Consider the following 24,950-nt stretch of genomic DNA (forward strand, 5'->3'; position numbering starts at 1 on the left):
GCGCTCATTCTGCGTAAGGTGAAGATCGCTTTTATCCAGCTTCGTCTGCCATCATCCGCCGCCGGAGCCCGCTCAAGGGGAAAATAATGCCGTTACTTCAGTTTGATGTGATTCAGGGCCGTTCAGAATCTGAGATGCGTACGCTGCTGGATGCCGCTCACCGCGCCGTGCTGGCGGCCTTCAACGTGCCGGAGCGCGATCGCTACCAGATTGTTCATGAAAACAAAGCTTATCAGATGGTTTTTGAGGATACCGGGCTGGGCCTGACGCGCAGCGACAATCTGGTGATGGTCAGGGTCTTCACCAGTCCGCGCAGCGATGAGCAGAAGCAGTTCTTTATGGCCGAGCTTTGTCGGGAGCTGAAGGCGAGCTGTGGCATTTCCGGGGAGGATGTGATGATTAGCTTTTTCACTAACGGTAAAGGCGACTGGAGCTTCGGCAACGGCGTGGCGCAGTATATGACCGGCGCGCTCTGAGAAGCTAACGGCACCTCAGCCCGATAATGCCGGGCTGAGGTAATCCCCGGCATAAACCGGGGAGAAAGCGCGCTATCAGAAATCGTAGCGCAGGCGAACCAGGTTCATATCGCCCAGGTTGTCGGTGCTTGATGTGAAGACGTGTTCGTAGTCAACGCGGAAGCCGTAGTCCAGCTGGAAGGTGATCCCCACGCCGTTATCAATACGCTGGTAGTCACGACCGTTCACGAACTCCAGGCGGTCGCCCATAACGTAAGGCATAAACGACTTCAGCGCATACTGATTGACCGGAATGGTATAACCCGCCAGATATTCAATCCCCCAGGCATCACCAGCAAAGTAGTTATGCACATCCACTTTTTTGGTTGGCAGGAAGTTCTGGTAGTAACCGCCGCCCAGCGTGAAGGTCCAGCTATCAGGCTTCCAGCTAAGCGCCGTACCGTAGATATTCTGATCGTACCGCTTCGCATCGCCGTTGCCAGGATTACGCATCTCCGCACGGGTATAGTTCCAGGCCGCGCCCCAGCTCAGATCCGGCGTCAGATGATAATCCACCGCCAGCGAGCCGCCGCCCTGACGCTTGTAGCGCAGGCCGTTCCCCGGCAGATATTCGCTGTCGCTGAACAGGTAAGAAGCATACACATCCGCATCGCCAAAGGTGTTTTTATACTTCAGCATCTTACGCGAGCGGTAGGAGCCATCGTAGTCGCCATTGATTCCGTTGCCGGAGGCCTGGCCGAGCATGTCGTAGTCCCAGATATCGGTTTTTGCGCCAACCGCGTCATAGTAAACGCTGTTCTGCTGACCAAAGGTTAGTTTGCCCCAGGTTTTGCTCTGCAAGCCGGTGTAAAGCATGCGACGGCTGGTGTCGTTGGCGCCCGGCGCGTAATGGTCATCCCAGTTAAAAAGTGCCGGAATATTGACGCCCAGTTCGTAATAGCCAACCCAGCTAATATCATCAAACAGGTAATAATCCGCCTTGAAGCGGAAGCGGGAGCCGCCGTCAAAGCCGTTACGCTTGTAGGATCCCTTATCGCCATCGCCGGTCATATTGTTGAACTGGGGACGGATGCTGCCGCCAACGGTGAAATTAAGACGGCTCAGCGGATCGCCGGCCTGTGGGTCCTGCTTGATTACGGTGATTTCTGCCTGTGCAGCAAATGAGGCTCCGCCCACTAAGAGTGCCAGACCAAGGGTCCGGCTTAAAACGCGCATTTTTGTTAACATTATGTATACCAGTAAAAGATTGCCCGCTATTGGGCGCGCAAAGAATACCCTGAGAGCTCCCGTTTTCATTCGTGATAAATGGCTGTTTTTTAGGGGTTATGCCAATTAATCCTTAAGCAAATATGTCTTCCGACGCATTTACTCATGAATATAATCATTTTGTGCGTTATTTTTGTTAAAAATGGTCCTGCACAGCGCCCGATAAATAAGGCGGAGTTCACTTTTCCACCGGGCCCTTTTTAGCCATTTGAGTTAACACTTGAACAACATATACTGGTTTTCCTCTCTTCTTCCGCCAGGTAAAACTCAGGAGCGACAGATGGCAGAACATGTTGGTGAACGCAGCGCGCTGCTTGCCAGGCTGCGGCAGACCTCCCATACGCCCGTACTGATTGTGGGCGGCGGCATCAATGGCATCAGTACCTTCCGCGAACTTGCACTACAGGGGATCCCCGTGCTGCTGATCGAGCGCGGCGACTGGTGTCAGGCGGCCAGCGGGGCGCTGTCGAGAATGATTCATGGCGGCCTGCGCTATCTGGAAACCGGCGAATTTGGCCTGGTGAAAGAGGCGGTTGAAGAGCGCAATCGCCTGCTGAAGAACGCGCCGCACTGCGTCTTCCCGCTGCGGACCACGGTGCCGGTAGACAGCTGGGGCGGCGGCATGATCGGTGCCGGTAAGCGTTTTCTGGGCCTTGGCGCCTCCCCCTCACGCCGGGGAGCGCTGCTGCTCAGGAGCGGTCTGGCGCTCTATGACGCCTGGTCAGGCCGCTACGGCGCGCTTCCACGCCACCAGCTCAATGACACCGCCGCGACGCGCCAGCGGTGGCCCGGCTTTGCGGACTGGGTGAAATACAGCGCCGCTTACTATGATGCCTGGATAACCGCGCCGGAACGGCTGGGTTTTGAGCTGACGGATGACACCCTGCAAGCCTGTCCGCAGGCGCTGGCGCTTAATTACCTCAGCCTGAAGCACAGCGATGGCGAAAAGATTACCCTCAGCGATACGCTGACCGGCGAGGAGTTCACGCTGCAAACGCATGTCGTGGTTAACGCCACCGGTGCCTGGATCGACCGGCTCAACGGGGCGCTCAGCCCCACGGCTGCCGGCCAGAAGCTGATAGGCGGAACCAAAGGCTCCCATCTGGTCCTGCGCAGCCCCGAACTGCTGGCGATGCTTGATGGTGAGATGATCTATTACGAGAACCGGGACGGACGGGCCTGCCTCCTTTTTCCCTGGTACGGGAATGTCCTGGCGGGCACGACGGATATCCGCGTGGATGACCCGGACGGCGTCATCTGCGAAGCGGACGAGCAGCGCTATATTCTCGATTCCCTGAGGTTTATCTTCCCTCATTTATCCCTCAGCGACAGCGACGTCCTTTATACCTTTTCCGGCGTGCGTCCGCTGCCCGCGAGCAGTGCCGCCACCAGCGGCGCCATCTCACGCAACCACTCGCTGGTGCTGATCCCGCCCGGTCGTGAACGGGATTTCACCACCCTCTGTCTGGTCGGCGGCAAATGGACGACGTTCCGCAGCTTTGGTGAAGAGGCGGCCGATCGCGTTCTCAACCTGCTGGGCCAGCGCCGCAAAGTCAGTACAAAGGAGCGGGCGATTGGCGGCGGAAGGAATTACCCCGGCGAGGCGCGTAAACCGGCCTGGATAAAAGCCCTGAGCAGGGAGAGCGGACTGTCGACGGAGCGGATCGCTGACCTGCTCTCACGCTACGGCACGCGGGCGCAGGCAATGGTGAAGTTCATGGTCAGCGAGCCGGATGCCCTACTGCATACGCTGCCCGACTGGAGCCGCAATGAGCTGCGCTATCTGATCCGTTATGAACAGGTACAAACGCCGGGCGACTTACTGATCCGCCGCACGCCGCTTGCCGTCAGCGGGCAGCTCACCGCCCCCGCCGTGGAGGAGATTACCCGGCTGCTCGCGCATGAGCGCGGCTGGACGGCGGCGCAATCGGAGCAGGAACGGGCGGCAATCAGCTCGCAGCTCAGGCGTGAGCATGGAGTTCATCTGTCAGAGGTGTGATCTTACTCAGAATTCCGGCACTTTATCCGGCAAGGCGGGTTCGCCCGCCTTCAGGTTAATCCCCTTAACGATAATCCCGTCAGGCTATTCCCTTACCTCACCTTACCCGCTGATTAATAAGTTATTTAATCCTGACCTGCTGCCATAAAGCGAACGGAAACATCCGTTATCTGATAAGCTTGCCATCAAAATTTAAATAAACCGTCAACAAACGGCAATAAACTGCGGGACGGGTCACATTTGCCTCACCGCCTTGCGCCTTGTCAGAGATAATCCGCTGCATTAGATTGATGTGTTCTTCACTCACCGATCGGTTCTCTCCCCTTCCCGGCCACGGGCCGACGCGCGCTTCTGAGGATAATAAAAACTGATGGGTTCCGAATTTCTCTCGCTGCTATTTTTTATCGCTTCGGTGCTGCTCTACTCCTGGAAAGCCGGGAGAAACAGGCTCTGGTTTTCGGCTATTTTGCTGTTTCTTGGCATCTATATCGTCCTCAATGCCACCATGCTGGCAAGTAATTATTTTACCGGCGAAGGCATTAATGACGCGGTGATTTATACCATTACCAGCAGCCTGAGCGGGGCGGGTATCAGCAAGTATATCCTGCCTGGGCTTGGCCTGACCGGCGGCCTGATCCTGCTGTTTTTACTGCTCTCATGGGTGCTGCGCCTGCGCAAGGGGCGACGGGCCAGCCCGCTCTACAGCCTGCTGGCGTTAATTCTGGCGCTGGCCTCCATTAACACCACGCCGGCCTACCAGCAGGTTTCCAGCCTGATTAAATCTCAGGTCGCGCGGGGCAGTTCAGATTTCTACACCCATTACAAAGTGCCGGGCAAGCAGCTGCGCGGCGACAAGCCGAACCTGGTCTATATCTATGCCGAAAGCCTGGAGCGCACCTATTTTGACGAGAAAGCGTTTCCGGGGCTGGCGCCGGAGCTGAGCAGGCTGAAAAACAGCGCGCTCGATTTCAGCAATACGGAGCAGCTGCCCGGCACCGAGTACACGATTGCCGGCATGGTCGCCTCACAGTGCGGCATTCCCCTGTTTGCCCCCTTTGACGGCAACGCCTCCAGCTCGCTCTCCACTTTTTATCCGCAGAACGTCTGCCTGGGCGACATTCTGAAATCGTCAGGCTATCAGAACTACTTCTATCAGGGCGCCAACCTCAGCTTTGCCGGCAAGGATCTGTTTCTCTCTTCGCACGGCTTCGATCATCTGTATGGCCTGAATGAGCTGAAAAGCGTGGTCAAAGATCCCGCTTACCGCAACGACTGGGGCTGGTATGACGACACGGTGCTGGACGTGGTCTTTGATAAATATCTGGCGCTGGCGAAGGAGGATAAGCCGTTCTCGCTCTTCGCGCTGACGGTGGACACCCACCACCCGGACGGTTTTATCTCCCGCAGCTGCCGGCAAAAAAGCTGGTCTTATGAAGGGAAACCCAATAAATCTTTCGCCGCCGTCGCCTGTAGCCAGGAGCATATCGCCAGGCTGATTGAGCGCATCCGCGCCACGCCCTACTTTAAAAATACGATTATTGTGGTCAGTTCCGATCACCTGGCGATGAACAATACGGCCTTTAGCTATCTCAACCAGCACGAACGCCGCAACCTGTTCTTTATGCTGCGCGGCAGCGATGCCAGCAGCAGGGTCATTTCCGTAAAGCGCAGCTCGCTGGATAACGGTGCCACGGTGCTTGACGCCATGGGCGGCGATAACTTCATCGGGCTCGGGCGCAGTAGCCTTTCATCCCCTTCGCTGTCGGCCACCTATCTCAATATTAAAGAGAAAATCAACGAGTGGAAGCCGGATGTCATCAAGCTCTGGAACTTCCCGAAAGCCATTTCGGATTACAGCATAGATACCGCAGGCAACACCTTCAGCTTCTCGGGCGTCCACTTCAAGCTGCCGCTGCTGCTGTCGGTCACGCCGGACAAGGTGGAGCCGAAATTTGACGTTTATCTTGCCGCGCCGCTTAAGCAGCAGCTGGCAAAATTTCCGCAGGACAGGAAATTTGTCTGGATAGACCGCTGCTTTAAAATGGGGAGCATCTGGGATAAGACGCTGGAGCTAAACAGCGGCCTCTGCGTGGCGGACGGTACGCTGGGCAGCCAGCCTGAAATCGTGCAGGTGTCGCCGGGCATCACTCAGGGGCATGTCGCGTTCCGCAACGTCGGTAAGCAGAATGAGGAGCGCTATCAGCAGACGGTCACCCGCCTGCGCATCGCGGATAAAGATGTGAAATACACCTCGGACAGCATCCACTTTGCGCTGCCTGGCCTGCCGGAGCAGGTGCTGAAAGCGACCGGGCTCTCCTATATCGAACCCTGGGGCGGCCGCTGGTCCGACGCTAACCTGCTGCCTTCGGTAACCCTTGAGTATCTGGAGCCGCTGCCAGCCGCTTTCGATCTTGAGCTGACCGCCCGCGCCTTTGGCGCCAACCGCGACCGGCCCTTCAGCGTAAAAGTGGGCAACGAAACGCAGCGGATTACCCTGGAAAGCGGCAATACGACCCAGCGCCTTCACTTCACTAATGCCGCCGGATCCCGCACGGTGGAAATCATCCCACCGGCCCCGGAAGAGACGGCGGAAGGCGCCATCGATGGCTTCGCCGCCCGCAGGCTCGGCATCGGGCTGGTGAGCCTGAAAGTTATTCCAGTCCGCTAGTCCCCTGGCCTCCGGTTACCCCATCCGGAGGCCATTTCCCTTCAGTTTTCTGCTTATTTCCGCCCCTATACCGTCAAGTTTCCTTCACCTGTGCCGATGGTAAAAGGCTGGGTGGGTTCAAATAATAAACCCTACTATTCAAGTGGTTAATAGTACCCTCCCGTAATCATATCGCCGGTGTAACCACCGCTTCTGTTTATCCATAGGGATCTTAGAAATGGCATTAGTACGAAATATGAAAGTCGGGGTTCGCCTCGGGGGAGCTTTCAGCCTGGTTATTCTGCTGCTCATTATCGTCAGCGTCACCGCCACGGTGAAAATTGGCAGCATCAATCACGCCGTCGACAGCATTGTCAATGACCGCTACGTTAAAGTCCGGCTGGCCTTTGACGTGCGCGACGGCGTGAATGAACAGATCAAATACCTGCGCGGTATGGTTATCGACACCACCCGCCCACAATATAATGTTAAGCGTTTCGGCCAGCTTAACGACGCCACCCAGAAAACCACGGACGCGATTGCCGCCATTGCAAAAATCCAGACCACGGCCGTCGGTCAGAAAAAAATCAAGGCAGTAGAAGACGCCGCGGCGGCGTTTGAAGAGGCGAAAAATACCCTGCTTAATATGGTGCGTGCCGGCGACGAAGATGGCGCCGCTCTGTTTGCGCTACAGAAAATCACGCCGATGCAGAATACGTTCCTGGGGCTGGCCTCGAAGTTTGCCGACTCGCAGTCCCAGCAGCTTCAGGCTGAAGGAGCCAATGCCCTCCACGATGGTCAGACGGCAATTCAGATCACGCTCATCTTCTCTGCGCTTGCGGTCATCCTGGCGATGATCCTGGGCTATTTCCTGACGCGCTCAATCGTCATGCCGCTGCGTGAAGCCGTGACCATCGCCAGCAACGTGGCGGCGGGCGATCTGCGCACCGTGATCCGCGTGACCTCCCGCGATGAAACCGGCCAGCTGATGGAAGCGCTGAAGAACATGAATGACAATCTTCTGCGCATCGTGACGGAAGTCCGTAGCGGCACCGACCTGATTACCACCGCCTCCAGTGAAATTTCAACGGGGAATATGGATCTCTCTTCGCGCACGGAGCAGCAGGCAAGCTCACTGGAGGAGACGGCTTCCGCCATGGAGCAGATGACCTCCACCGTGAAGCAGAATGCTGACAATGCCCGTCAGGCCAATGAACTGGCGGCGCAGGCTTCCAAAGTTGCGGTACAGAGTGGCGCGGCGGTCAGTAAGGTTGTCACCACCATGGAGATGATCAACAGCTCGTCCCGTAAGATCGTGGATATTATCAGCGTGATTGACGGCATTGCCTTCCAGACCAATATCCTGGCGCTGAATGCCGCCGTGGAAGCGGCCCGCGCCGGTGAGCAGGGTCGTGGTTTCGCGGTTGTGGCTTCAGAAGTGCGCAATCTGGCGCAGCGTTCCGCATCCGCGGCCAAAGAGATCGCTCAGCTGATCGAAGACTCCGTGGCGAAAGTTGACGAAGGCGGCAGGCAGGTAGCGAAAGCCGGTTCAACGATGGAAGAAGTGCTTTCCAGCGTGAAAAGCGTAACGGAGATTATGGGTGAGATCTCCATCGCCAGTAATGAACAGAGCAGCGGGATCGACGAGATCAATATGGCGATCACGCAAATGGATCAGGTGACGCAGCAGAACGCCTCGCTGGTGCAGGAGTCCGCTTCCGCCGCCCACTCGCTCCAGGAGCAGGCCGTTCAGCTCTCCCAGGCAATCAGCATCTTTAAGCTTAACGCCGCCTCTTAATCTGCTTTAAAGATAAACATGCGTGTGGCGGCCAAACGTCGCCACACGTCCCGGATAACTATCCCCCGTAGCGGACGCTTTATCAGGAGGCTTACGGGCTGTCGGAGGCGCTTGCTCTTTCCTCCGATCCCGCCGCCTGATTCCGCCCTTTATGCTTCGCCTCATAGAGCGCGGCATCCGCCTGATACTTCAGCGTCTGAACATCCAGCGCGTTTCCTGACCCACTCAGCGTGGCGCAGCCTGCGCTGAGCGTCACCACACGATCGGGGATGTCGGTTTCGCAGTGCGGCATGCGGCGGTGATACACCTCTTCCACCGCCCTGCGGGCGATATTCAGCGCCTCCTCAGCGGAGGTTTCAGGCAGGATAATCGCGAACTCCTCCCCGCCGTAACGGGCAATCAGGGCATTTTCCCGCAGCGGCATAAGCCGCAGCGCCTCGCTGACGTTTTCCAGGCATTTATCGCCCTCGACATGACCATAGGCATCGTTGTAGCGCTTGAAAAAGTCGATATCCATCATCACCAGAGAGAGCGGCTCTCCGCTCGCCGACGCCTGCTTCACGCTCTCCCGCAGGTAGATATCGAACTGGCGACGGTTAGCCAGGCCGGTCAGGCCGTCAATCAGCGCCATCGCCTGCAGCATACGGTTAATCACGGTCAGCTCATCCCGCAGGTGCGTCAGCTCCGTCTGGTTTTTGACGTTGATTCTGACCTGCCGCAGCACGGTAAGCCCGATAGCCAGAATAATCACCAGTAAGAGCAGGTTGAGCGCGATATCCTGTATCTTCTCCTTCAGCCAGTTTTGCAGCAGCGAAGGTTTATCATAGCCCGCCGCCACCACCAGCGGATAACGCGCAGAGCGGACAAAACCGAATATGCGGGTATGGCCATCCAGCGCCGCGTTCCACTGGCCGCTGCCCCGATCGGACTTGACCAGCATCTCCTGGAAAAGGCGGCTGGAAGAGAGATCTTTCCCGACGTAGCTGTCCGGCATGGGGCGCGCATAGAGGACGGTACTGTCATCCAGCATCAGGACCAGCACATCCTTTTCCCCCAGCTCATAGTAGGCATAGAACTGACGGAAATAATCCACCCGCACGGTGGCCAGCAGCACGCCGGCGAAGCCTCCAGCCGCGTCGTTCAGACGCAGTGAAACCGGAATAACCAGTTCGCCGGTACTGCGGCTGTAGATCGCCGGACCAATATGGATATTGTTATGGCCGTTCTGCCGGTGGTAGGCAAAATATTCGCGGTCAGAGTTATTGGCCTCCGCCGGCGTCTGCCCGATGGACCAGGCCTGCCATTTTCCCGAAGCATCATAATAGAACAGGCCGTGCAGCTGGGGCAGATGGCTGCGCTGCTCCCGCATAATCTGGCTTAGCGCTTCGGTATCGACCTTGCCGGGCATCTGCTGCTGGATAGTACGCTGGATCTCCCTGAGTGAAATCTCCGTTTGCAGAAAAGTATCTTCCGCCTGACGCGCCTGAGAGAGCGCCAGATTCACCGCCGTCTCTTCTGCGGAGCTGATTGTCTGCTGCCATGACGTGTTCAGTGACCAGAGGTTCAGCAGGATCACCGCCAGGATCAGCAGGCAGCCCGATACCGCGATATTACGTCCAAGTGAGGAGCCCAGAAGTAAAAAAGAGGACAACCGCTTACCGAGGCTCATTCATTTCTCCAGCAAAAATCATTACTTTCATTAAAGCACAGCGGGCGGCCGGCAGAATGAATACGCGCTTATTTATGCCGGCAAACGCCTTTTTCTCGCCAACGCCGGACCTGAATACTGGCTGAACAGCGTGGATTAAGGCTGCATGAGGGCGACTTTTTCCGGCCATCCGGTAAGCCGGTGAAAAAAAATGCCTGGCGTCTTTTTTTGCCGACGCGAATCAGATTACTATACCAACCCTACGTTGAATCTGATGGATATACGCACGTTGAACGCTCTACTTCACCGTTTGCTGGCCCTGGCCGCCGCCGCCCTGCCGTTTTGCAGCCTGGCCGCGCCCTCCGCTACCGATCCGCTGCTGGCGTCTCAGATTGTCGATCGCTATGCCGATAATATTTTTTACAATGCCAAAGCGACCGGCATGGCGATAGTGGCTATTGATGCTAACCAGCGTGTCTTTGCCAGCCGCGGAGCTGTTCGTCCCGGCAGCGCCGTACGTCCGCAAAAGGATTCCCTGATCCGCATCGCCTCCCTGACCAAGCTGATGACCAGCCAGCTGCTGGTCAAACTGTCAGAGCAGGGCGTCGTGCGCCTGGACGATCCGCTCAGCAAATATGCGCCTGCCGGACGCCATGTCCCCTCGTATGCGGGGCAGACCATTCGCCTGATTAATCTCGCCACCCATACCAGCAGCCTGCCGCGCGAGCAGCCGGGCGGTAAACCCCATCGTCCGGTATTTGTCTGGCCAACCGCCAGCCAGCGCTGGCAGTGGCTGGACAGCGCGCGGATCGGCGCGGCGCCCGGCACGCAGGCTGGCTACTCTAACCTGGCCTACGATCTGCTGGGCGATGCACTCGCCCGCGCCGCAGGCGTTGCCTATCCCGAGCTGCTAAAGCGCGAAATCACCCGCCCGCTCGGCATGAAGGACACCACCTTCACACCGTCGCCGGAGCAGTGCCGCCGGCTGATGGTGGCGGAAAAAGGGCCGAGCCCGTGCGTCAGTACGCTGGCCGCCATTGGCAGCGGCGGCGTCTACTCCACGCCGGATGATATGGCCCGCTGGATGCAGCAGTTTCTCTCTTCCGACGTGCATGCCCGCTCCGCGCAGGCCGATCGCCTTCAGACCATGGTTTACCAGCGCGCCCAGCTGACGAAGGTGAACGGCATGGACGTGCCGGGCAAGGCTTCTGCGCTCGGCCTGGGCTGGGTCTATATGGCCCCGCAGGACGGCAGGCCGGGGATTATTCAGAAAACCGGCGGCGGCGGCGGCTTTATCACCTATATGGCGATGGTGCCGCGCTACAGCGTGGGCGTTTTTGTGGTGGTGACGCGCTCGCCGCACTCGCGCTTCACGCCGATGAGCGACGGCGTCAATAACCTGCTGACGGAGTTGATCGGCAACACCTCCGACAGCGCGCAGCTGGCCGCCAGTATTATGTCTGAGTGATCCTCTACCGGCGGAAAGCGCTTTTTCTGCCGGTCTTCCCCCTCTCCGCCGCCGTCCGGATCGGACGTTCGGCCAGGCCTATCGCCCTTCTCCCTGATCCCCGTCAATAACGCCTCGCGCTGTTCCTGTGCATATTTTCTCCTGGAAACCGGATTACCATCCACCTTGAGGAGAACGGAATGCTTCACAGAATGATTTTGAATGAGACTTTCTGGTTTGGGCGCGACGCTGTTTCGCAACTCGTCAACGAGGTCACCCAGCGTAATTATAAAAAGGCGCTGCTGGTGACCGATAAAGTGCTGGTCCAGGCGGGCGTGATTGAAAAAGTGACGGCGCTGATGGATAAGCACCAGCTTCCGTGGCAGATCTTCGACGAGGTGATGCCGAACCCCACCATCAGCCTGGTGCAGCGCGGCGTAAAGGCCTTTAAGGCTGCCGGGGCTGACTATCTGATCGCTATCGGCGGCGGATCGCCCCAGGATACGGCAAAAGCGGTTGGTATTATCATCAATAATCCCGAATTTGAGGATGTCCGCAGCCTTGAGGGCGTCGCCGCTACGCGCCATCCCTGCGTGCCGGTTATCGCCATTCCCACCACCGCCGGTACTGCCGCAGAGGTGACCATTAATTATGTGATCACCGATGAGGAAAAACGGCGCAAGTTCGTCTGCGTTGATCCCCACGCCATTCCGAAGGTCTCGCTGATTGATGCCGATATGATGCAGAGCATGCCGCCTGCCCTGAAGGCCGCCACCGGCATTGATGCGCTGACCCATGCGATTGAGGGCTTTACCACCAAAGGCGCCTGGGAGCTGACCGACGCGCTGCACCTGAAGGCCATTCAGATTATCAGCCGTTCGCTGCGCGCCTCGGTCGCCGGAGACGCTAAGGGCGTTGAGGATATGGCGCTGGGACAGTATATCGCCGGGATGGGCTTTTCTAACGTGGGGCTGGGGCTGGTACACGGCATGGCGCACCCGCTCGGTGCCTTTTATAACGTGCCGCACGGCGTGGCTAACGCCATTATCCTGCCTCACGTTATGTCATGGAACGCGCCTTATACCGGCGAGAAGTATCGCGATATCGCCCGCGCCATGGGGGTAGCAAAAGTCTGTCCGATGACGCTGGATGAGGTGCGTAACGCGGCGGTGGAAGCGGTGAGAAAGCTTGGCGCGGACGTTGGCATTCCGCTCCGGCTGCGTGACGTGGGCATGAAAGAGGAGGATATTCCCGCACTGGCGCAGGCTGCCTTTGACGATGTCTGCACCGGCGGCAACCCGCGTGAAACCTCGCTGGAGGAGATTGCGACGCTTTATCGTCAGATCTACTGATGCGAATGATGCAGGCGCACGGCGCCTGCATCCGTTGTTTCAGCTCGCCAGCGGCTGTTTACGCTGCATCAACTGCCGCAGCAGCCCGACCGGCCCCAGTCCGCTCAGCGTAAAGGCGGAGATCAGCGTAAAGCCCAGCGCCACGCAGCCCAGGATCAGATAGGTGCCGTGGAAGCCCACCTTGTCATACATATTCCCGGCGAAAACCGACATAAAAATCACCGCCAGCTGTTTGAAGAAACAGAAGCAGACCAGATAGATGGTGGCCGAAAAGCGTACCTCAAACTGGGTGGTGATGTATTTAAAGCAGCCGACAATCAGGAACGGGATCTCAAACATATGCAGGGTTTTGAGAAACACGACCTCAACCGGCGTGGTGGCGAAGGAGGAGCCAATGATGCGCACCGACATAATCATGCCCGCCAGCAGCAGCGCGTTTTTGCCCCCGATGCGGTTCACGATCAGCGGTGCAAAGAACATGATGCAGGCATTAAGCAGTTCACCCAGCGTGGTGACATAGCCGAAGACGCGCGTTCCCTGCTCCGGCGAGCTGAAAAAGCCGGTAAAGAAGTTGGCGAACTGCTGGTCAAACACATCATAAGTGCAGGAGACGCCCACCACATAGAGCGACAGAAACCAGAGCTTCGGCTCCTTCAGCAGCTGGAAGGCCATCTTAAAGCTAAAGGCTTTATGGTTAGCGCCCAGCTTATCGGCCACTTCTGCGCTGTTCTGCGCCTGCGGTTTAGCAATAAAGAGCAGGATCGCCAGGATGACCGCACAGCCCGAGCCGAGCCAGAAAACGAACTCGTTATTGATGGTAAACATAATGCCCGCGATAGAGGCACATAACGCCCAGCCCACGCAGCCAAACATCCTTGCCCGCCCGAACTCAAAGTCGCTGCGGCGGCTCACCTTCTCGATATAGGCTTCAATCGCCGGCGCGCCGCCGTTATAGATAAAGCCGAGGTAAATCCCGCCCACGATCGAGCCCAGCAGCACGTTGGTTTTCAGCAGCGGGCCAAAAACGTAGATGAAAAACGGCGCGAACAGCACCAGCATGCCGGTGATGATCCACAGGAGATGCTTGCGCAGCCCCAGCTTATCGGAAAGCAGGCCAAAAATGGGCTGAAACAGCAGCGAGAAGAACGAGATACAGGCGAAGATAATGCCGGTATCGCTTTTGCTGATCTGGTTAATATCGTGCAGCCAGATCGGGAAAAAGGGGAAATAGGCGCCCATAATGAAAAAGTAGAAGAAGAAAAACAGGCCGAACATCCAGAAATTGGTGTTTTTGAGGTAGTGCATTTTTCAGTTCCTTTGCAGGGGCAGCCGCAGCTGGCTGCCCGGATTACACCAGCGCGCTTAGCCGCGACGTTTCCAGCTCAGCTGATAGCGGCAGGTTGTGCCGTTCAGCAGATACTCCGGCGCCACGCTCGGGCTCCAGGAGTCATCGCCGCCGACGCCCATGTGGAAGCCATCAATATTGAGCCAGCTTCCCGCCTCAGGCTTCAGCAGGTGGCGGTGAGTCGTCTCCTCCAGCTGCTGCGGGCTGTAGCGTCCGATATTGAAATGGAACTCTCCCGCCAACTGGTGCGGCCCAAAGTTCAGCCGCCGGGTGTCGCAGCGCAGCCCGTTCTCACAGGGGCGGATATAGGGCGTGTGCATCTCTGCCAGCGGTAGCTGCCAGCGTCCCTGCTGCGCCGCCAGCTTACGGTCAGGGTAGTTTTCGTGCGGCCCCAGCCCCAGCCACTCCACCTGATCCTCAACCTGCGCCAGCTGGCAGCTCAGTCCGATGCGCGGCGGCTGTGGCAGACCAAAAGTCATCGCCACATCCACCTCAATATGCAGCTCACCCGCGCTGTCGACACGCCAGTTTTTACGGCTGACGAACAGCGTCTGGCTGCCGTTCTTCCAGGCGTGAACCGTGCGGATCAGCACCTCCTGCTGAAGCTGGTCGGCTGTACAGCTCAGAAGCTCCGGCGTCATCTCCCAGTAGCCCGCCGCCTTCCAGCGCTCGGCCCAGGCGTTCGGGTCGATGCGCTCCACTTCGCTGATGCCGATATCGTTGTCCAGCGCCGCACGGATAAAATTATCCCGCAGCGGCGTCAGGAAGGCTGGACGCTCCGCCTGCCACCACTGGCTTAGCTCGCCCGCCTCGCGGCTGAACGCCCAGCGCTGATCCTGATGGACGATCTCAAATAGCGCCTCAGTCACCGTCAGCTGCGGGCTTTCACTGTGGGTGGCGGTGTCGGGTAACGCCGTCTGCGCCAGCGGAAGCTGCCACTGATCGCAGGCCACCGCGTGTCCGGCCTCTGACCAGGAGGTGGCTTCGGGCTGGATCACCTCCACGTTCAGCCAGAGCTGCCCGCTGCCTGAGGCCGGCAGAGGACAATCGATAATCAGCCGCTGCCTGCCCTGAGGCGGCAGCGACAGCGTGATTTCGCCCTGTTCAAAGCGGTTGCCGTCAAGGGTGAGCTGCCAGCGCAGCCGCTCGTTGTCGCTGTCGCGGAACAGGTATTCGCTTTCAACTTCCATCTCCAGCGGCGAATGGCCGATCAGCCTGAACTGGAAAAACTGCTGGGCGCGCTTCGCTTCATACAGTGACGGGTGCGGCGTGCGGTCGGCAAAGACCAGGCCATTCATACAGAACTGGCGATCGTTTGGCTTGTCGCCAAAGTCGCCGCCGTAGGCGTACCACTGCCCGCCGTCGGGCTCCGTTTTGATCAGGGACTGATCGACCCAGTCCCAGACGAAACCGCCCTGTAAGCGGGGATACTGACGGAACGCCTGCCAGTATTTGTCGTAGCCGCCGAGGCTGTTGCCCATCGCGTGCGCATATTCACACAGGATCAGCGGACGGCTCTCCTCCGGCAGGCCGATCCATTTTTTGATGGACCACTTCGGCACCTGCGGGAACGGCTGATCCTCGTCCACCCTGGCGTACATCGGGCAGAGAATATCGGTCGCCGCCGTGTCCGCCCCGCCGCCCTCATACTGCACCGGACGGCTCGGGTCGCTGGCTTTAATCCAGCGGTACAGCGCGTCATGGGTGGCGCCGTGGCCCGACTCGTTGCCCAGCGACCAGATGATGATGCAGGGATGGTTGCGATCGCGCTGCACCATGCGGGTGACGCGCTCGCTCATCGCCGGGAACCAGGTCGGATCGTCCGACAGCCGGTTCATCGGCTGCATACCGTGCGTTTCGATATTGGCTTCATCCACCACGTACAGCCCGAAGCGGTCGCACAGGCGATACCACATCGGATGGTTAGGATAGTGGGAGCAGCGCACCGCATTGAAGTTGTTCTGCTTCATCAGGCGGATGTCTTCGATCATCGTCGCCACGTCCATGACCTGTCCGCGTTCAGGATGATGCTCGTGGCGGTTAGTGCCGCGGATCAGCAGAGGCTGGCCGTTCAGCTTCAGCAGCCCGCCTTCAATGCCCACCTGGCGGAAGCCGACGTCACAGGCTTCGGCTTCCCGGATCCTGCCCTGCGCATCCGTCAGCAGAATGACCGCGCGATAAAGATGCGGCGTTTCGGCACTCCAGAGCTGGGGGCGCTCCACCTGCAGCCGGAGTTCAGCCCGCTCGGCATAGTTGCCACGCTCATCCACCACCGCGCTACCGGGCGGGGTGCTGCACTCACCCACCAGCTGCTGCTGCTGCCAGAGCTGAAGCGTGATGCGGCTGTCGGCGATAGCCTGACCGGCCAGCGTGACGTTCGCCACCAGATCGGCACGGGTAAAATCCGCGTTCAGATCGGTGCGCAGACGAAAATCCGCCAGGCTGGTGGCGGGCTTGTTCAGCAGCCAGACGTCACGGAAAATGCCGCTCATACGCCACATATCCTGATCTTCGAGCCAGGAACCATCGCTCCAGCGCAGCACCATCACCGCCAGCCGGTTCTCCCCTGTCTTCAGCACGCCGGAGAGATCGAATTCCGCCGGCAAGCGGCTGTCCTGGGAATAACCGATCCAGCTGCCGTTACACCAGAAGTGAAACGCGGAGTTAACGCCATCAAAAATAATCCGCGTATCGCCCATCGCCAGCTCGTCGGCGGTCAGGTTAAATGTGAGCGAGTAACAACCAGTAGGGTTTTCTTCCGGGACGTGCGGCGGCTGGGTGGTAAACGGATAGGTAATGTTGGAGTAAATCGGCGCATCATAGCCGGACATCTGCCAGTTGGACGGCACGGCGACGCTGTCGGCCTCAGCCAGATCTTCTGTTACCCACCGTTGAGGCACCTGCTCAGGGCGGGTAAAGTAGCTGAACTGCCACTCGCCGCTCAGACAGCGCAGGCTGTCGCTCGCTTTATCGTCGCGGGCATTGAGGGCATCACGCCAGCTTGAAAACGGCGGATGCGCCGCCAGCCGGTTAAGGTGCGTGACACCCGGTCTTTCCCAGTCCCGGCGGGCCAGAAGGGTGGATAAGCTCAGGGGATGAGGATTAGTAACAGCGTCGGTCATGCTTACTCCCGGAATTTACGAAGCGCTCACAATTCACGACACTATGTTGACCGGGAGGAAGGGAGTAAAGCGGCAACCCCCCATTCGGTGACCTGCCTCACGAAACGGACTGATTCAGAACCGATCAGGATGCCGGCGGCAGACGCGCCACCTGGCGGGCCAGCAGCATCAGCGCATCCGCCAGCTGGCTGCCCGTTGGCGCCGCGCCGCCGGGACGCGCCGTCGTTTTACGCTCCACCAGCGTGACCGGAAGGATCAGCGGCTGCTGGTGCTGTTCTCCATTGGCGATCTGCCTGACCAGCCGCTCAACAATCTCTTCGCCCAGCTGCCGGAAATCCTGCTTGATGGTGGTCAGCGGCGGAATGAAACAAGCGCTGTCTTCGGTATCGTCATAGCCAATAACCGAGACCTGAGCGGGCACCTGCAGCCCCGCCTCGCTCAGCGCCCGCAGCGCGCCCAGCGCCATCTGATCGTTGGCCACCAGCAGCGCATCGGGGCGGGCATCGCTCGCCAGCAGCGCAGACACGTTGTCAAAGCCGGAGCGGGCGCTCCAGTTGCCATACATTACCGTGACGGGCTGAAGCCCTGCCGCAGTCAGTCCGTCCAGCCAGCCCTCCAGGCGGAGCCGGGAGGAGATCGACTCATGCGGCCCGGCCAGCAGGCCGATACGCTGATGGCCCAGCGCCAGCAGGTGCGACACGCCAAGCCCGGCCCCTTCCGCCGGATCGAACAGCACGCTGTTGGCCGCCAGCTCAGGATTCACATCGGCAAAAATCAGCGGCACGCCGCCGCTGGCGTCGCGCATCATCTGCACTTCGGCATCCTCCAGCGGCATATTGACGATCAGCCCATCGACGCGCTGTGAAAGCAGATAGCTGATGGCGCGGCGGCATCCCTCCGCGTCCGGCTGCTCCAGCATGGAGATCAGCACGTTAAAGTTGTGCTTTCCGGCGGTAGTTTTGACCGAGGCGGCTATCTGTGAAGGGGCGTGCAGGGAGAGCGTGGTAGTGACCAGGCCGAGCGTCTTGCTCTGCTTGCCGGCGAGCTGCTGCGCCACCCGGTTCGGCACGTAGTTCAGCGCCGCCATCGCCGCCTCCACCTTTTTACGCGTTTTATCAGAAACGTTTTCCGCCTGATTCATCACGCGGGAGACCGTCTGGTAGGAGACCCCGGCCTGCCGGGCCACGTCGTAAAGCGTGTAGGATTTGTTTTTCATGCGTTGAGCGCCTTCCCTGCAAGTTTGTTCAGGAAACTAACCCTATTTGCGATTGGGGGCAATGGTCTGCCTCAATTGATGGCGGTGAATCCGCCCTGCATCTCTTTTTCATCACGGCGGCTGACGGGCAGATGCGCCATGCGTCCTGAAGCTAAGCTCAGCGATCGAGTAACAGACCTGAAGATCGAGGATACATCTGGATGCAGAACCTCTTTCCTGCCGGACCAGGCAGTAACCACAACTGTGTCCAGAAATAGCTGGAGGCGGCAGGCATTAAAAAGAATTACGTTCCCCGATAACTTTTAATGAAAGCTTCAAATTTAATTTTGTTTATTCATATTTTTTTAGGCTTTGCGGCAGGCCTTTTCTCAACCTGTTGATCGGCATTAACAAATAAAAATGTCATAAAAAAACGGTATTAAACCCTGCGCCCGATAAAAAGTGAACAGCGTCACTAATTTTATAAAATAGCGTTTCATTTTTTTCTAATGAGACGCACTTCAAACTATTCTTTGCATTTAATGCGTATTTTCATTGCCTCCCTGGCGTATCGCTTGAAAGGACAAATATGAAATTCAATAACATTGCAGCTCAGCAACTTCTGGCCCTGTCATTCGCCACCTTTGCCTTCTCCGCAACGGCGATGGACAAAGTCACGCTGAAACTGGCCCATAATCTGGATACCTCCCACATCGTGCATCAGACCTGGGTACAAATGGCCAAAGATCTGAGTGCGGAATCCGGCGGCAAAATGAAGTTGCGTATTTATCCTGGCGGACAGATGGGCGGCCCGCGTGAAACGCTGGAACTGTTACAGAACGGCGCGCTGGATATGACAAAAGCGATGGCGAATGAATTAGAGGCCTTTACCCCCGCCTACTCTGTTTACAGCCTGCCTTATCTTTTTAAAAACGATGCCCATTTTAATGCCGTTATCCACGGTCCGGTGGGAGACGCGATGACGGAAGCCACCAAAGAAAAAGGCTTCTTTCCGGTCGCGGCCTATGTGGGCGGCACGCGCAGCTTTTATGCCAAAAAACCGATTCATTCCCCGGCGGATATGAAAGGAATGAAATTCCGCGTGATTGTCACACCGACGACGATCAGATTTATTGAGTTACTCGGTGCCTCGCCGGTTTCTATTCCATTAGGGGAAGTTTATACCGCACTCCAGCAGGGTGTGATTGACGGTGCGGAAAATAATGAACCTTCTTATGTCCAGACGCGGCATGAAGAAGTCGCGAAATATTATACCGAGAACCAGCATACGGCGATGCCGGATTATCTGGTGATTGCCAATAAAACCTGGGAGCGCTTAAGCGACGAGCAGAAAGCGGTACTGGAAAAAGTGCTTAAGAAATCGGAGGCCACCCAGGCCAAAGCCTGGAATCTCATGGTGGCTGAATCCGTTAAAGAAGCCGAGAAGGAAGGCGCCACATTTATTACCGTGGATAAAGAGCCGTTCCGTCAGGCGCTCCAACCTCTCTATGATGATTTTAAAAAGGATCCCGTTCGCGGTCCCTGGATTACAAAGATAGAAAGCGCAGGTGAAGGTATCGCTCAATAATGATGTACAAGGGCGGCCTGGCCGCCTTTGTGACGGGGGTTTTATGAAAATCGGTAAATATAAAAATGCGGTCGATAACCTGCTGGCACTCTTCTGTATCATTGTGATGGTCATGCTGGTTATCTGCGTCGTCTGGCAGGTATTCAGCCGCTATGTTTTACAGCAACCCAGTACCTCAACCGATGAAATCGCCCGCTTCAGCATGATTTGGGTGGGATTATTAGGCGCCGCTTACGCCACCGGGAAACGCCGTCACCTCAATATTGACCTCTTTACCTCTGAACTGACCGGCATCCGCAAACTGTTTAATCAGCTTTTTATTGATGGTGCGATTTTCTTTTTTGCCGCTACCGTTATGGTCTGGGGCGGTATGTCGTTACTGCTCGGCGTGTATGAAACCGGGCAGCTCTCCCCCGCCCTGCAAATGCCGATGGCCTATGTCTATCTGGTGCTGCCACTGAGCGGCGTGCTGATTTGCTGGTACAGCCTGTTATATATGGTGGATACCGTGAAGAGCCACCTCGGCGAGCCCGTATTAACGCAGACCGAAGGAGGGAAATCCTGATGGACTGGATGCTCACGCTGGTGATGTTTGGCTCCTTTTTCGTGCTGGTGTTTGCCGGCGTTCCCATTTCTTTTTCCATCGGCCTGGCGACGCTGGCGGCTGGCGTCATGATGCTCCCCTTCGAAACCATTATTGCGGTGGTCGGGCAGAAAATGGCGACGGGCCTCGACAGCTTCTCGCTGCTGGCAATCCCCTTTTTCTTCCTCGCCGGCTCGCTGATGAACAGCGGCGGCATTGCGCAGCGCCTGATTAACCTCTCCCAGGTGCTGGTTGGCCGGGTGCCGGGTTCACTGGGCCATGTCAACGTTATGGCCAATATGCTGTTTGGCTCCATCTCCGGTTCCGCAGTGGCGGCGGCCGTGGCGGTCGGCGGCACTATGGCGCCGATGCAGAAAAAGGCCGGATACGATCCCGCGTTTTCCGCCGCCGTTAACGTCACCTCCTGCATTTCCGGCCTGTTAATCCCACCTTCCAACGTGCTGATTATCTATGCGCTGACCGCTGGCGGCATCTCGGTCGCGGCGCTCTTTATGGCGGGCTATGTGCCGGGACTGCTGATGGGCCTGAGCGTCATGGTGGTGGCAGGGATTATTGCCAAACGCCGGGGCTACCCGGTGACGGAACGGCCCACGTTCGGTCTGGTACTGCGTGTGTTCTGGGATGCCTTCCCCAGCCTGATGCTGGTTGTGGTGGTGATGGGTGGAATACTGGGCGGGATTTTTACCGCCACCGAAGCGTCCGCGATTGCGGTGGTCTACACCTTTCTGCTGTCGGTGGTGGTTTACCGCCAGGTTAAGCTCCGGGATCTTCCGGCTATCCTGCTGGATTCCGTCGTCACCACCGCGATAGTGCTGCTGCTGATCGGGATTTCGGTCGGCATGTCCTGGGCGATGACCAATGCGGATATCCCTTATACCATCAGTGAAGCCCTGATGACCGTTTCCGATAATCCCATTATTATTCTGCTGATTATTAACGTTATCCTGCTGATCGTCGGCATCTTTATGGATATGACGCCGGCGGTACTGATTTTTACGCCGATCTTTTTACCTATCGTTAATGAACTGGGCATGGACCCGGTGCATTTCGGCATCATGATGGTGTTTAACCTCTGCATCGGGCTCTGTACTCCGCCCGTGGGCAGCGCGCTGTTTGTCGGCTGCTCCGTCTCCGGTATTAAAATCCAGGCGCTGATTAAACCGATGCTGCCTTTCTTTTTCGTGCTGGTCATCACGCTGATGGCGATAACCTATATCCCGTCGTTAAGCCTGTTCCTGCCGGGCCTGTTCGGTTTACATTAAGTCTGACGGTAAGACGAACCCGGCCAGGGGATATCCTCTGGCCGGATTATTTCGGATATGGCGTGGGGAATGAAGTGCATGGGGAAGGCTAAAAGCAGGTATTCCGGATAACGTTAAAATATCCCCAGGGATCTGTTGCCCGACTTCAGGCTTCAACGTTCCAGTCATCCGTGTACTGCACATTGCCATCAACGTAGCGCCAGGTGATTTTGCTGTACTGGAGGGAAACGGATTCCATATGATTGAGTTAAATCCTTTCCCGGTCCATAACAACTCCAGATTTTATAGTATCCTTCAATGTGCATCTTATTAGCCTTTTCACCATACAGTAGGCAACCATAGTGATGGTCAGGTTAATTGCAGCCAGCGCTAAATAAGTCATAACCCCTTCCGGTTCACGGAACAGATATTCGTAAGGAAGGAGGCGTAATACTATCCAGAACAGGAGGATAAATGAAAATATCTTCATCAACCTTCTTAACACAGATAGCAGCCATTCCTGAAAGTGGACGCCGGGTTTCGCCTTGTTCCGTAGGGCATTCAATCCAGTGATAATTGCGCTGAAAAATGGCACGCTAATGAGAATATTTACCACAATAAAAATATAGTCACGCATCGCTTCATAAGCCCCGGGATCCAGCTCACCCAAAATAAAACCTGAAATTTTGACGGCTTGATCAAAACTGATATTTTCCGTAATAAATCTGTCAATAAGATAATCATAAGGCACATATTTCGCCACCAGCAGCATAACGCCAAAAAACAGGGCAAATTTCAACGTGACATTAAAGGCATGTTTTGCCATTTGCCATCACCTTAATCGTGCCATACACCTTCAGATCCCTGGCGCAGGGAACGTCCCTTTTTTGACTTTTTAACAGCGCGTTACACAGAAGTGCAAAATCAGTCTCATGAGGAAGAGTGATACAACCTTCTGGCCCGTCAGCAATCCACTGTTTTTCTGCCGGAACAGACCCCATTTCCGGGATCGTCCTACAACCACCGCGGTGACGATAAACACCCTTGCCTGAGAACGTCAGAAACGTACCCAGGCCTGGGAAACTCAGAGATGAGTAGTCAGCATCATTAACGATAAACTTTCCATGTAAAGCCATCTTATCAGTATCCTTACCTTTGATAAGGGTTATCTTATAGCCTATTTAATGCACAATCTATAGTAAATCATTGATTTTACATATATTCACAAAGCCGCTTTAAACAGGCCTCCGCACCGGAGGCATGATTTTGTTTTACAATTCCCGCATTCTGTTATGTGATCGCGTAACGCCCATTCTTACGAGCCGCCTCACAAAACAGGACTTCTATGCGTTTTTATCAGGCCGATCCCAAGCTGGAGCACTACTGGCGGGGGGTGATCCTTTTTGGCAGAAACGTTGCCTCTTACAAATTTGCGCTGGCCCATGCGCTCTATGACCTGAAACAGCCGGATAACGATCTGATTACGCTTGAGGCACTGGCCGTTCCTTTTGCCCGCCACCTGTGCGCGCATCTGAAGCAGGCGCCCAAACAGATCACCAGCCAGCGCAGCCAGTTTCTGGATGCCTGCGTCCGTTTTAATAAGGGCGAAATCACTGAAGAGCAGCTGACCGGGATCACCGTTAAACTCGGTTTCGCCGCCGTGATCGATGCCTTTCATAACGTCAATCAGGCCGAAATCGATAAGCGCTTCTTCCTTGATGAACGTAAAACGTCAAAAGGTATCCGTCTTACCGACAATTATTACTACCTGACTGAAAACAATCAGTTCCCCAACCTGATCCGGGAAACCGATGCGCGCTGGCGACTGGTTGAGGAAGCGTGGGCAATGGGCGTTTCCCGTAACCTGATTGCGGTGGAATACGATGATGACAGTAAGATGCTGTTCAGCCGCCGCAGTAATCAGCGCATTACTATCACCAGCTGCCGCGACAGCCTGAACGGTTATCAGAAGGGCTACTGCTTCTACTGCTTCCGCCCGGTCAGCGTGGTGACGGGCGGTGAAGACCTTGCCGATGTCGATCACTTCCTGCCTTTTACGCTTAATGGCACGATCGGTAACCTGGACGGCGTCTGGAATCTGGTGCTGGCCTGCCAGCACTGCAACCGGGGTCATCAGGGGAAATTTGCGCGGATACCTTCAACAAAGCTGCTTCAGCGCCTGCATGACCGTAACGAGTACTTTATTAACAGCCATCTGCCGCTGCGTGAAACCCTGATCCGCCAGACGGGCACTACGCCGGCGCTGCGGCATAATTTCCTGCAACGCAGCTGGGAGACGGCCAAATTCACGCTGCTGCATGAATGGGAACCCAGCGCACAGGGAAGCGGGATTTTCTGATGAATGACGATTACTACCAGCAAAACGCGCAACGCTTTTACGACGACACCGTGGATGTGGATATGTCCGCCCTCTACGCGCCCTTTCTGGCACATCTGACGCCCGGCGCGCGCATTCTGGATGCCGGATGTGGTTCAGGCCGCGATACCAAAGCGTTCAGCGAACGGGGTTATGAAGTGGAAGCCTTTGACGCTTCGGCAGAGCTGGCTGCCCGCGCCAGGCAGTTAACGGGGAAATCCGTGGAAGTGATGCGCTTCCGGGAGCTGAATGCGGTGGAGAAGTATGACGGCATCTGGTGCTGCGCGTCACTGCTGCATGTTTCTGAAAACGAGTTACCGGAAGTGATGGCGCTGCTTGTCAGAGCGCTGAAGCCCGGCGGAGTATGGTATCTGTCGTTTAAATATGGATGCGGTGAACGGGAGCAGGACGGACGGCGGTTTACGGATATGGATGAGGCGTCGCTGAGAAAAATAGTTGCGGGGTCTGACGTTGAGATTGAAAGAGTCTGGCTTACCGGTGACGCACGGCCCGGCAGAGAAGCAGAGCGGTGGCTGAATGGGTTGTTAGTCCGGGCTTAAAAGGCAGAGGATGTATTGCTCCTGGCGGGGAGGAATAGCGAACCAATATCCCGGAACGGCATGAACGAATGAGAAATGATAAAGTCGGGGATGAGATAATCATTCCAGTGGTGCAATAAAGAATCGATTTGATACTCCGGCTCGCTAAAACGTGCCATACGATAACGCTGACATCCATTTTGGCGAATTTTAAAAGACTCTTTTGAAGAAGCGCTATTCTCTGAATATCAAAAAAACTGCCCAGTGGCATACTTTTTGCCTACCGTCACTTCGTTGCCCTACCAA

19 protein-coding genes and 1 pseudogene are annotated in these 24,950 nt (G+C 56.7%); 11 read left to right on the top strand and 9 right to left on the bottom strand.

Annotated elements, in window-relative coordinates; all coding sequences use genetic code 11:
• Window positions 1–86: 86 nt before the first annotated feature.
• A complete protein-coding gene (locus AAH446_RS13595) occupies window positions 87–476 on the top strand; it encodes a tautomerase family protein (protein ID WP_342907225.1) in 390 nt (129 codons plus the stop codon).
• A gap of 75 nt (window positions 477–551) precedes the next feature.
• On the opposite strand, the gene AAH446_RS13600 is transcribed toward AAH446_RS13595, so the two are convergent.
• Window positions 552–1,703: a porin gene (locus tag AAH446_RS13600; RefSeq protein WP_342907226.1), complete on the bottom strand. Its 1,152-nt coding sequence runs from the start codon at window positions 1,701–1,703 to the stop codon at window positions 552–554.
• 319 nt (window positions 1,704–2,022) lie between these two features.
• Here AAH446_RS13600 and AAH446_RS13605 point away from each other — a divergent pair, with 319 nt between their 5' ends.
• The gene (locus AAH446_RS13605) at window positions 2,023–3,741 is read left to right on the top strand and encodes a glycerol-3-phosphate dehydrogenase/oxidase (RefSeq protein ID WP_342907227.1); all 1,719 of its coding nucleotides are present in this window, start codon (window positions 2,023–2,025) and stop codon (window positions 3,739–3,741) included.
• A gap of 166 nt (window positions 3,742–3,907) precedes the next feature.
• Here the strand turns inward: AAH446_RS13605 and AAH446_RS13610 are convergent, their stop codons facing one another.
• Window positions 3,908–4,048 carry a hypothetical protein gene (locus AAH446_RS13610; protein ID WP_342907228.1) on the bottom strand — a complete coding sequence of 47 codons (141 nt, stop codon included), beginning with the start codon at window positions 4,046–4,048 and terminating at the stop codon, window positions 3,908–3,910.
• A 63-nt stretch (window positions 4,049–4,111) separates the two neighbouring features.
• On the opposite strand from AAH446_RS13610, the gene opgB reads away from it, so the two are divergent.
• Entirely contained in the window at window positions 4,112–6,409 is a 2,298-nt protein-coding gene (opgB, locus tag AAH446_RS13615) for a phosphatidylglycerol--membrane-oligosaccharide glycerophosphotransferase (protein ID WP_342907229.1), read from the top strand.
• A gap of 217 nt (window positions 6,410–6,626) precedes the next feature.
• Complete coding sequence (locus AAH446_RS13620; protein WP_342907230.1) at window positions 6,627–8,186, top strand: methyl-accepting chemotaxis protein; 1,560 nt, start codon at window positions 6,627–6,629, stop codon at window positions 8,184–8,186.
• Window positions 8,187–8,277: 91 nt separating this feature from the next.
• On the opposite strand, the gene AAH446_RS13625 is transcribed toward AAH446_RS13620, so the two are convergent.
• Complete coding sequence (locus AAH446_RS13625) at window positions 8,278–9,855, bottom strand: sensor domain-containing diguanylate cyclase (RefSeq protein ID WP_342907231.1); 1,578 nt, start codon at window positions 9,853–9,855, stop codon at window positions 8,278–8,280.
• A gap of 253 nt (window positions 9,856–10,108) precedes the next feature.
• Here AAH446_RS13625 and ampH point away from each other — a divergent pair, with 253 nt between their 5' ends.
• Together ampH and fucO are read left to right on the top strand one after the other, a co-directional pair.
• Window positions 10,109–11,302: a D-alanyl-D-alanine-carboxypeptidase/endopeptidase AmpH gene (ampH, locus tag AAH446_RS13630; RefSeq protein WP_342907232.1), complete on the top strand. Its 1,194-nt coding sequence runs from the start codon at window positions 10,109–10,111 to the stop codon at window positions 11,300–11,302.
• Between the two features lie 179 nt (window positions 11,303–11,481).
• Window positions 11,482–12,633, top strand: coding sequence for a lactaldehyde reductase (gene fucO, locus AAH446_RS13635; protein WP_342907233.1), 1,152 nt, complete (start codon window positions 11,482–11,484; stop codon window positions 12,631–12,633).
• A 39-nt stretch (window positions 12,634–12,672) separates the two neighbouring features.
• On the opposite strand, the gene AAH446_RS13640 is transcribed toward fucO, so the two are convergent.
• From AAH446_RS13640 to AAH446_RS13650, 3 genes are all read right to left on the bottom strand, one after another.
• Window positions 12,673–13,938: an MFS transporter gene (locus AAH446_RS13640; protein ID WP_342907234.1), complete on the bottom strand. Its 1,266-nt coding sequence runs from the start codon at window positions 13,936–13,938 to the stop codon at window positions 12,673–12,675.
• A 57-nt stretch (window positions 13,939–13,995) separates the two neighbouring features.
• Window positions 13,996–17,100 (bottom strand): beta-galactosidase, encoded by a 3,105-nt coding sequence (locus AAH446_RS13645; protein WP_342907235.1) that lies wholly within the window; start codon window positions 17,098–17,100, stop codon window positions 13,996–13,998.
• 124 nt (window positions 17,101–17,224) lie between these two features.
• Window positions 17,225–18,316, bottom strand: a complete 1,092-nt coding sequence (locus tag AAH446_RS13650; protein ID WP_342907236.1) for a LacI family DNA-binding transcriptional regulator — start codon at window positions 18,314–18,316, stop codon at window positions 17,225–17,227.
• A gap of 568 nt (window positions 18,317–18,884) precedes the next feature.
• Between AAH446_RS13650 and AAH446_RS13655 the strand changes: the two genes are divergently transcribed.
• From AAH446_RS13655 to AAH446_RS13665, 3 genes are read left to right on the top strand one after another with little or no spacing between them, the layout of a single operon-like run.
• Window positions 18,885–19,883 carry a TRAP transporter substrate-binding protein gene (locus tag AAH446_RS13655; RefSeq protein ID WP_342907237.1) on the top strand — a complete coding sequence of 333 codons (999 nt, stop codon included), beginning with the start codon at window positions 18,885–18,887 and terminating at the stop codon, window positions 19,881–19,883.
• A 43-nt stretch (window positions 19,884–19,926) separates the two neighbouring features.
• A complete protein-coding gene (locus tag AAH446_RS13660; protein WP_342907238.1) occupies window positions 19,927–20,448 on the top strand; it encodes a TRAP transporter small permease in 522 nt (173 codons plus the stop codon).
• Entirely contained in the window at window positions 20,448–21,749 is a 1,302-nt protein-coding gene (locus AAH446_RS13665) for a TRAP transporter large permease (protein ID WP_342907239.1), read from the top strand. Before AAH446_RS13660 ends, AAH446_RS13665 begins: the two co-directional genes overlap by 1 nt.
• A gap of 145 nt (window positions 21,750–21,894) precedes the next feature.
• On the opposite strand, the pseudogene AAH446_RS13670 reads toward AAH446_RS13665, so the two are convergent.
• The 3 genes and pseudogenes from AAH446_RS13670 to AAH446_RS13680 all read right to left on the bottom strand — a co-directional run.
• Window positions 21,895–21,996 (bottom strand): annotated as a pseudogene (locus AAH446_RS13670) (type VI secretion system tube protein Hcp); the annotation flags it as partial.
• The gene (locus tag AAH446_RS13675; protein WP_342907240.1) at window positions 21,997–22,554 is read right to left on the bottom strand and encodes a hypothetical protein; all 558 of its coding nucleotides are present in this window, start codon (window positions 22,552–22,554) and stop codon (window positions 21,997–21,999) included.
• Window positions 22,535–22,864 carry a hypothetical protein gene (locus AAH446_RS13680; protein WP_342907241.1) on the bottom strand — a complete coding sequence of 110 codons (330 nt, stop codon included), beginning with the start codon at window positions 22,862–22,864 and terminating at the stop codon, window positions 22,535–22,537. The genes AAH446_RS13675 and AAH446_RS13680 overlap by 20 nt, the downstream gene beginning before the upstream one ends.
• A gap of 209 nt (window positions 22,865–23,073) precedes the next feature.
• Here AAH446_RS13680 and AAH446_RS13685 point away from each other — a divergent pair, with 209 nt between their 5' ends.
• Window positions 23,074–24,087: an HNH endonuclease gene (locus AAH446_RS13685; protein WP_342907242.1), complete on the top strand. Its 1,014-nt coding sequence runs from the start codon at window positions 23,074–23,076 to the stop codon at window positions 24,085–24,087.
• Window positions 24,087–24,665 (top strand): class I SAM-dependent methyltransferase, encoded by a 579-nt coding sequence (locus AAH446_RS13690; RefSeq protein WP_342907243.1) that lies wholly within the window; start codon window positions 24,087–24,089, stop codon window positions 24,663–24,665. Before AAH446_RS13685 ends, AAH446_RS13690 begins: the two co-directional genes overlap by 1 nt.
• Window positions 24,666–24,950: the final 285 nt, after the last annotated feature.

It is taken from the genome of Erwinia psychrophila (assembly GCF_039023475.1).
In the GTDB taxonomy this organism is placed as follows: domain Bacteria; phylum Pseudomonadota; class Gammaproteobacteria; order Enterobacterales; family Enterobacteriaceae; genus Erwinia.

What these genes read in the sequence shown, in the direction of transcription:
- AAH446_RS13595 (WP_342907225.1), top strand. Translation starts at nt 87, where the DNA reads ATGCCGTTACTTCAGTTTGATGTGATTCAGGGCCGTTCAGAATCTGAG.
- AAH446_RS13600 (WP_342907226.1), bottom strand. Translation starts at nt 1,703, where the DNA reads ATGTTAACAAAAATGCGCGTTTTAAGCCGGACCCTTGGTCTGGCACTC.
- AAH446_RS13605 (WP_342907227.1), top strand. Translation starts at nt 2,023, where the DNA reads ATGGCAGAACATGTTGGTGAACGCAGCGCGCTGCTTGCCAGGCTGCGG.
- opgB (WP_342907229.1), top strand. Translation starts at nt 4,112, where the DNA reads ATGGGTTCCGAATTTCTCTCGCTGCTATTTTTTATCGCTTCGGTGCTG.
- AAH446_RS13620 (WP_342907230.1), top strand. Translation starts at nt 6,627, where the DNA reads ATGGCATTAGTACGAAATATGAAAGTCGGGGTTCGCCTCGGGGGAGCT.
- AAH446_RS13625 (WP_342907231.1), bottom strand. Translation starts at nt 9,855, where the DNA reads ATGAGCCTCGGTAAGCGGTTGTCCTCTTTTTTACTTCTGGGCTCCTCA.
- ampH (WP_342907232.1), top strand. Translation starts at nt 10,109, where the DNA reads ATGGATATACGCACGTTGAACGCTCTACTTCACCGTTTGCTGGCCCTG.
- fucO (WP_342907233.1), top strand. Translation starts at nt 11,482, where the DNA reads ATGCTTCACAGAATGATTTTGAATGAGACTTTCTGGTTTGGGCGCGAC.
- AAH446_RS13640 (WP_342907234.1), bottom strand. Translation starts at nt 13,938, where the DNA reads ATGCACTACCTCAAAAACACCAATTTCTGGATGTTCGGCCTGTTTTTC.
- AAH446_RS13645 (WP_342907235.1), bottom strand. Translation starts at nt 17,100, where the DNA reads ATGACCGACGCTGTTACTAATCCTCATCCCCTGAGCTTATCCACCCTT.
- AAH446_RS13650 (WP_342907236.1), bottom strand. Translation starts at nt 18,316, where the DNA reads ATGAAAAACAAATCCTACACGCTTTACGACGTGGCCCGGCAGGCCGGG.
- AAH446_RS13655 (WP_342907237.1), top strand. Translation starts at nt 18,885, where the DNA reads ATGAAATTCAATAACATTGCAGCTCAGCAACTTCTGGCCCTGTCATTC.
- AAH446_RS13660 (WP_342907238.1), top strand. Translation starts at nt 19,927, where the DNA reads ATGAAAATCGGTAAATATAAAAATGCGGTCGATAACCTGCTGGCACTC.
- AAH446_RS13665 (WP_342907239.1), top strand. Translation starts at nt 20,448, where the DNA reads ATGGACTGGATGCTCACGCTGGTGATGTTTGGCTCCTTTTTCGTGCTG.
- AAH446_RS13675 (WP_342907240.1), bottom strand. Translation starts at nt 22,554, where the DNA reads ATGGCAAAACATGCCTTTAATGTCACGTTGAAATTTGCCCTGTTTTTT.
- AAH446_RS13680 (WP_342907241.1), bottom strand. Translation starts at nt 22,864, where the DNA reads ATGGCTTTACATGGAAAGTTTATCGTTAATGATGCTGACTACTCATCT.
- AAH446_RS13685 (WP_342907242.1), top strand. Translation starts at nt 23,074, where the DNA reads ATGCGTTTTTATCAGGCCGATCCCAAGCTGGAGCACTACTGGCGGGGG.
- AAH446_RS13690 (WP_342907243.1), top strand. Translation starts at nt 24,087, where the DNA reads ATGAATGACGATTACTACCAGCAAAACGCGCAACGCTTTTACGACGAC.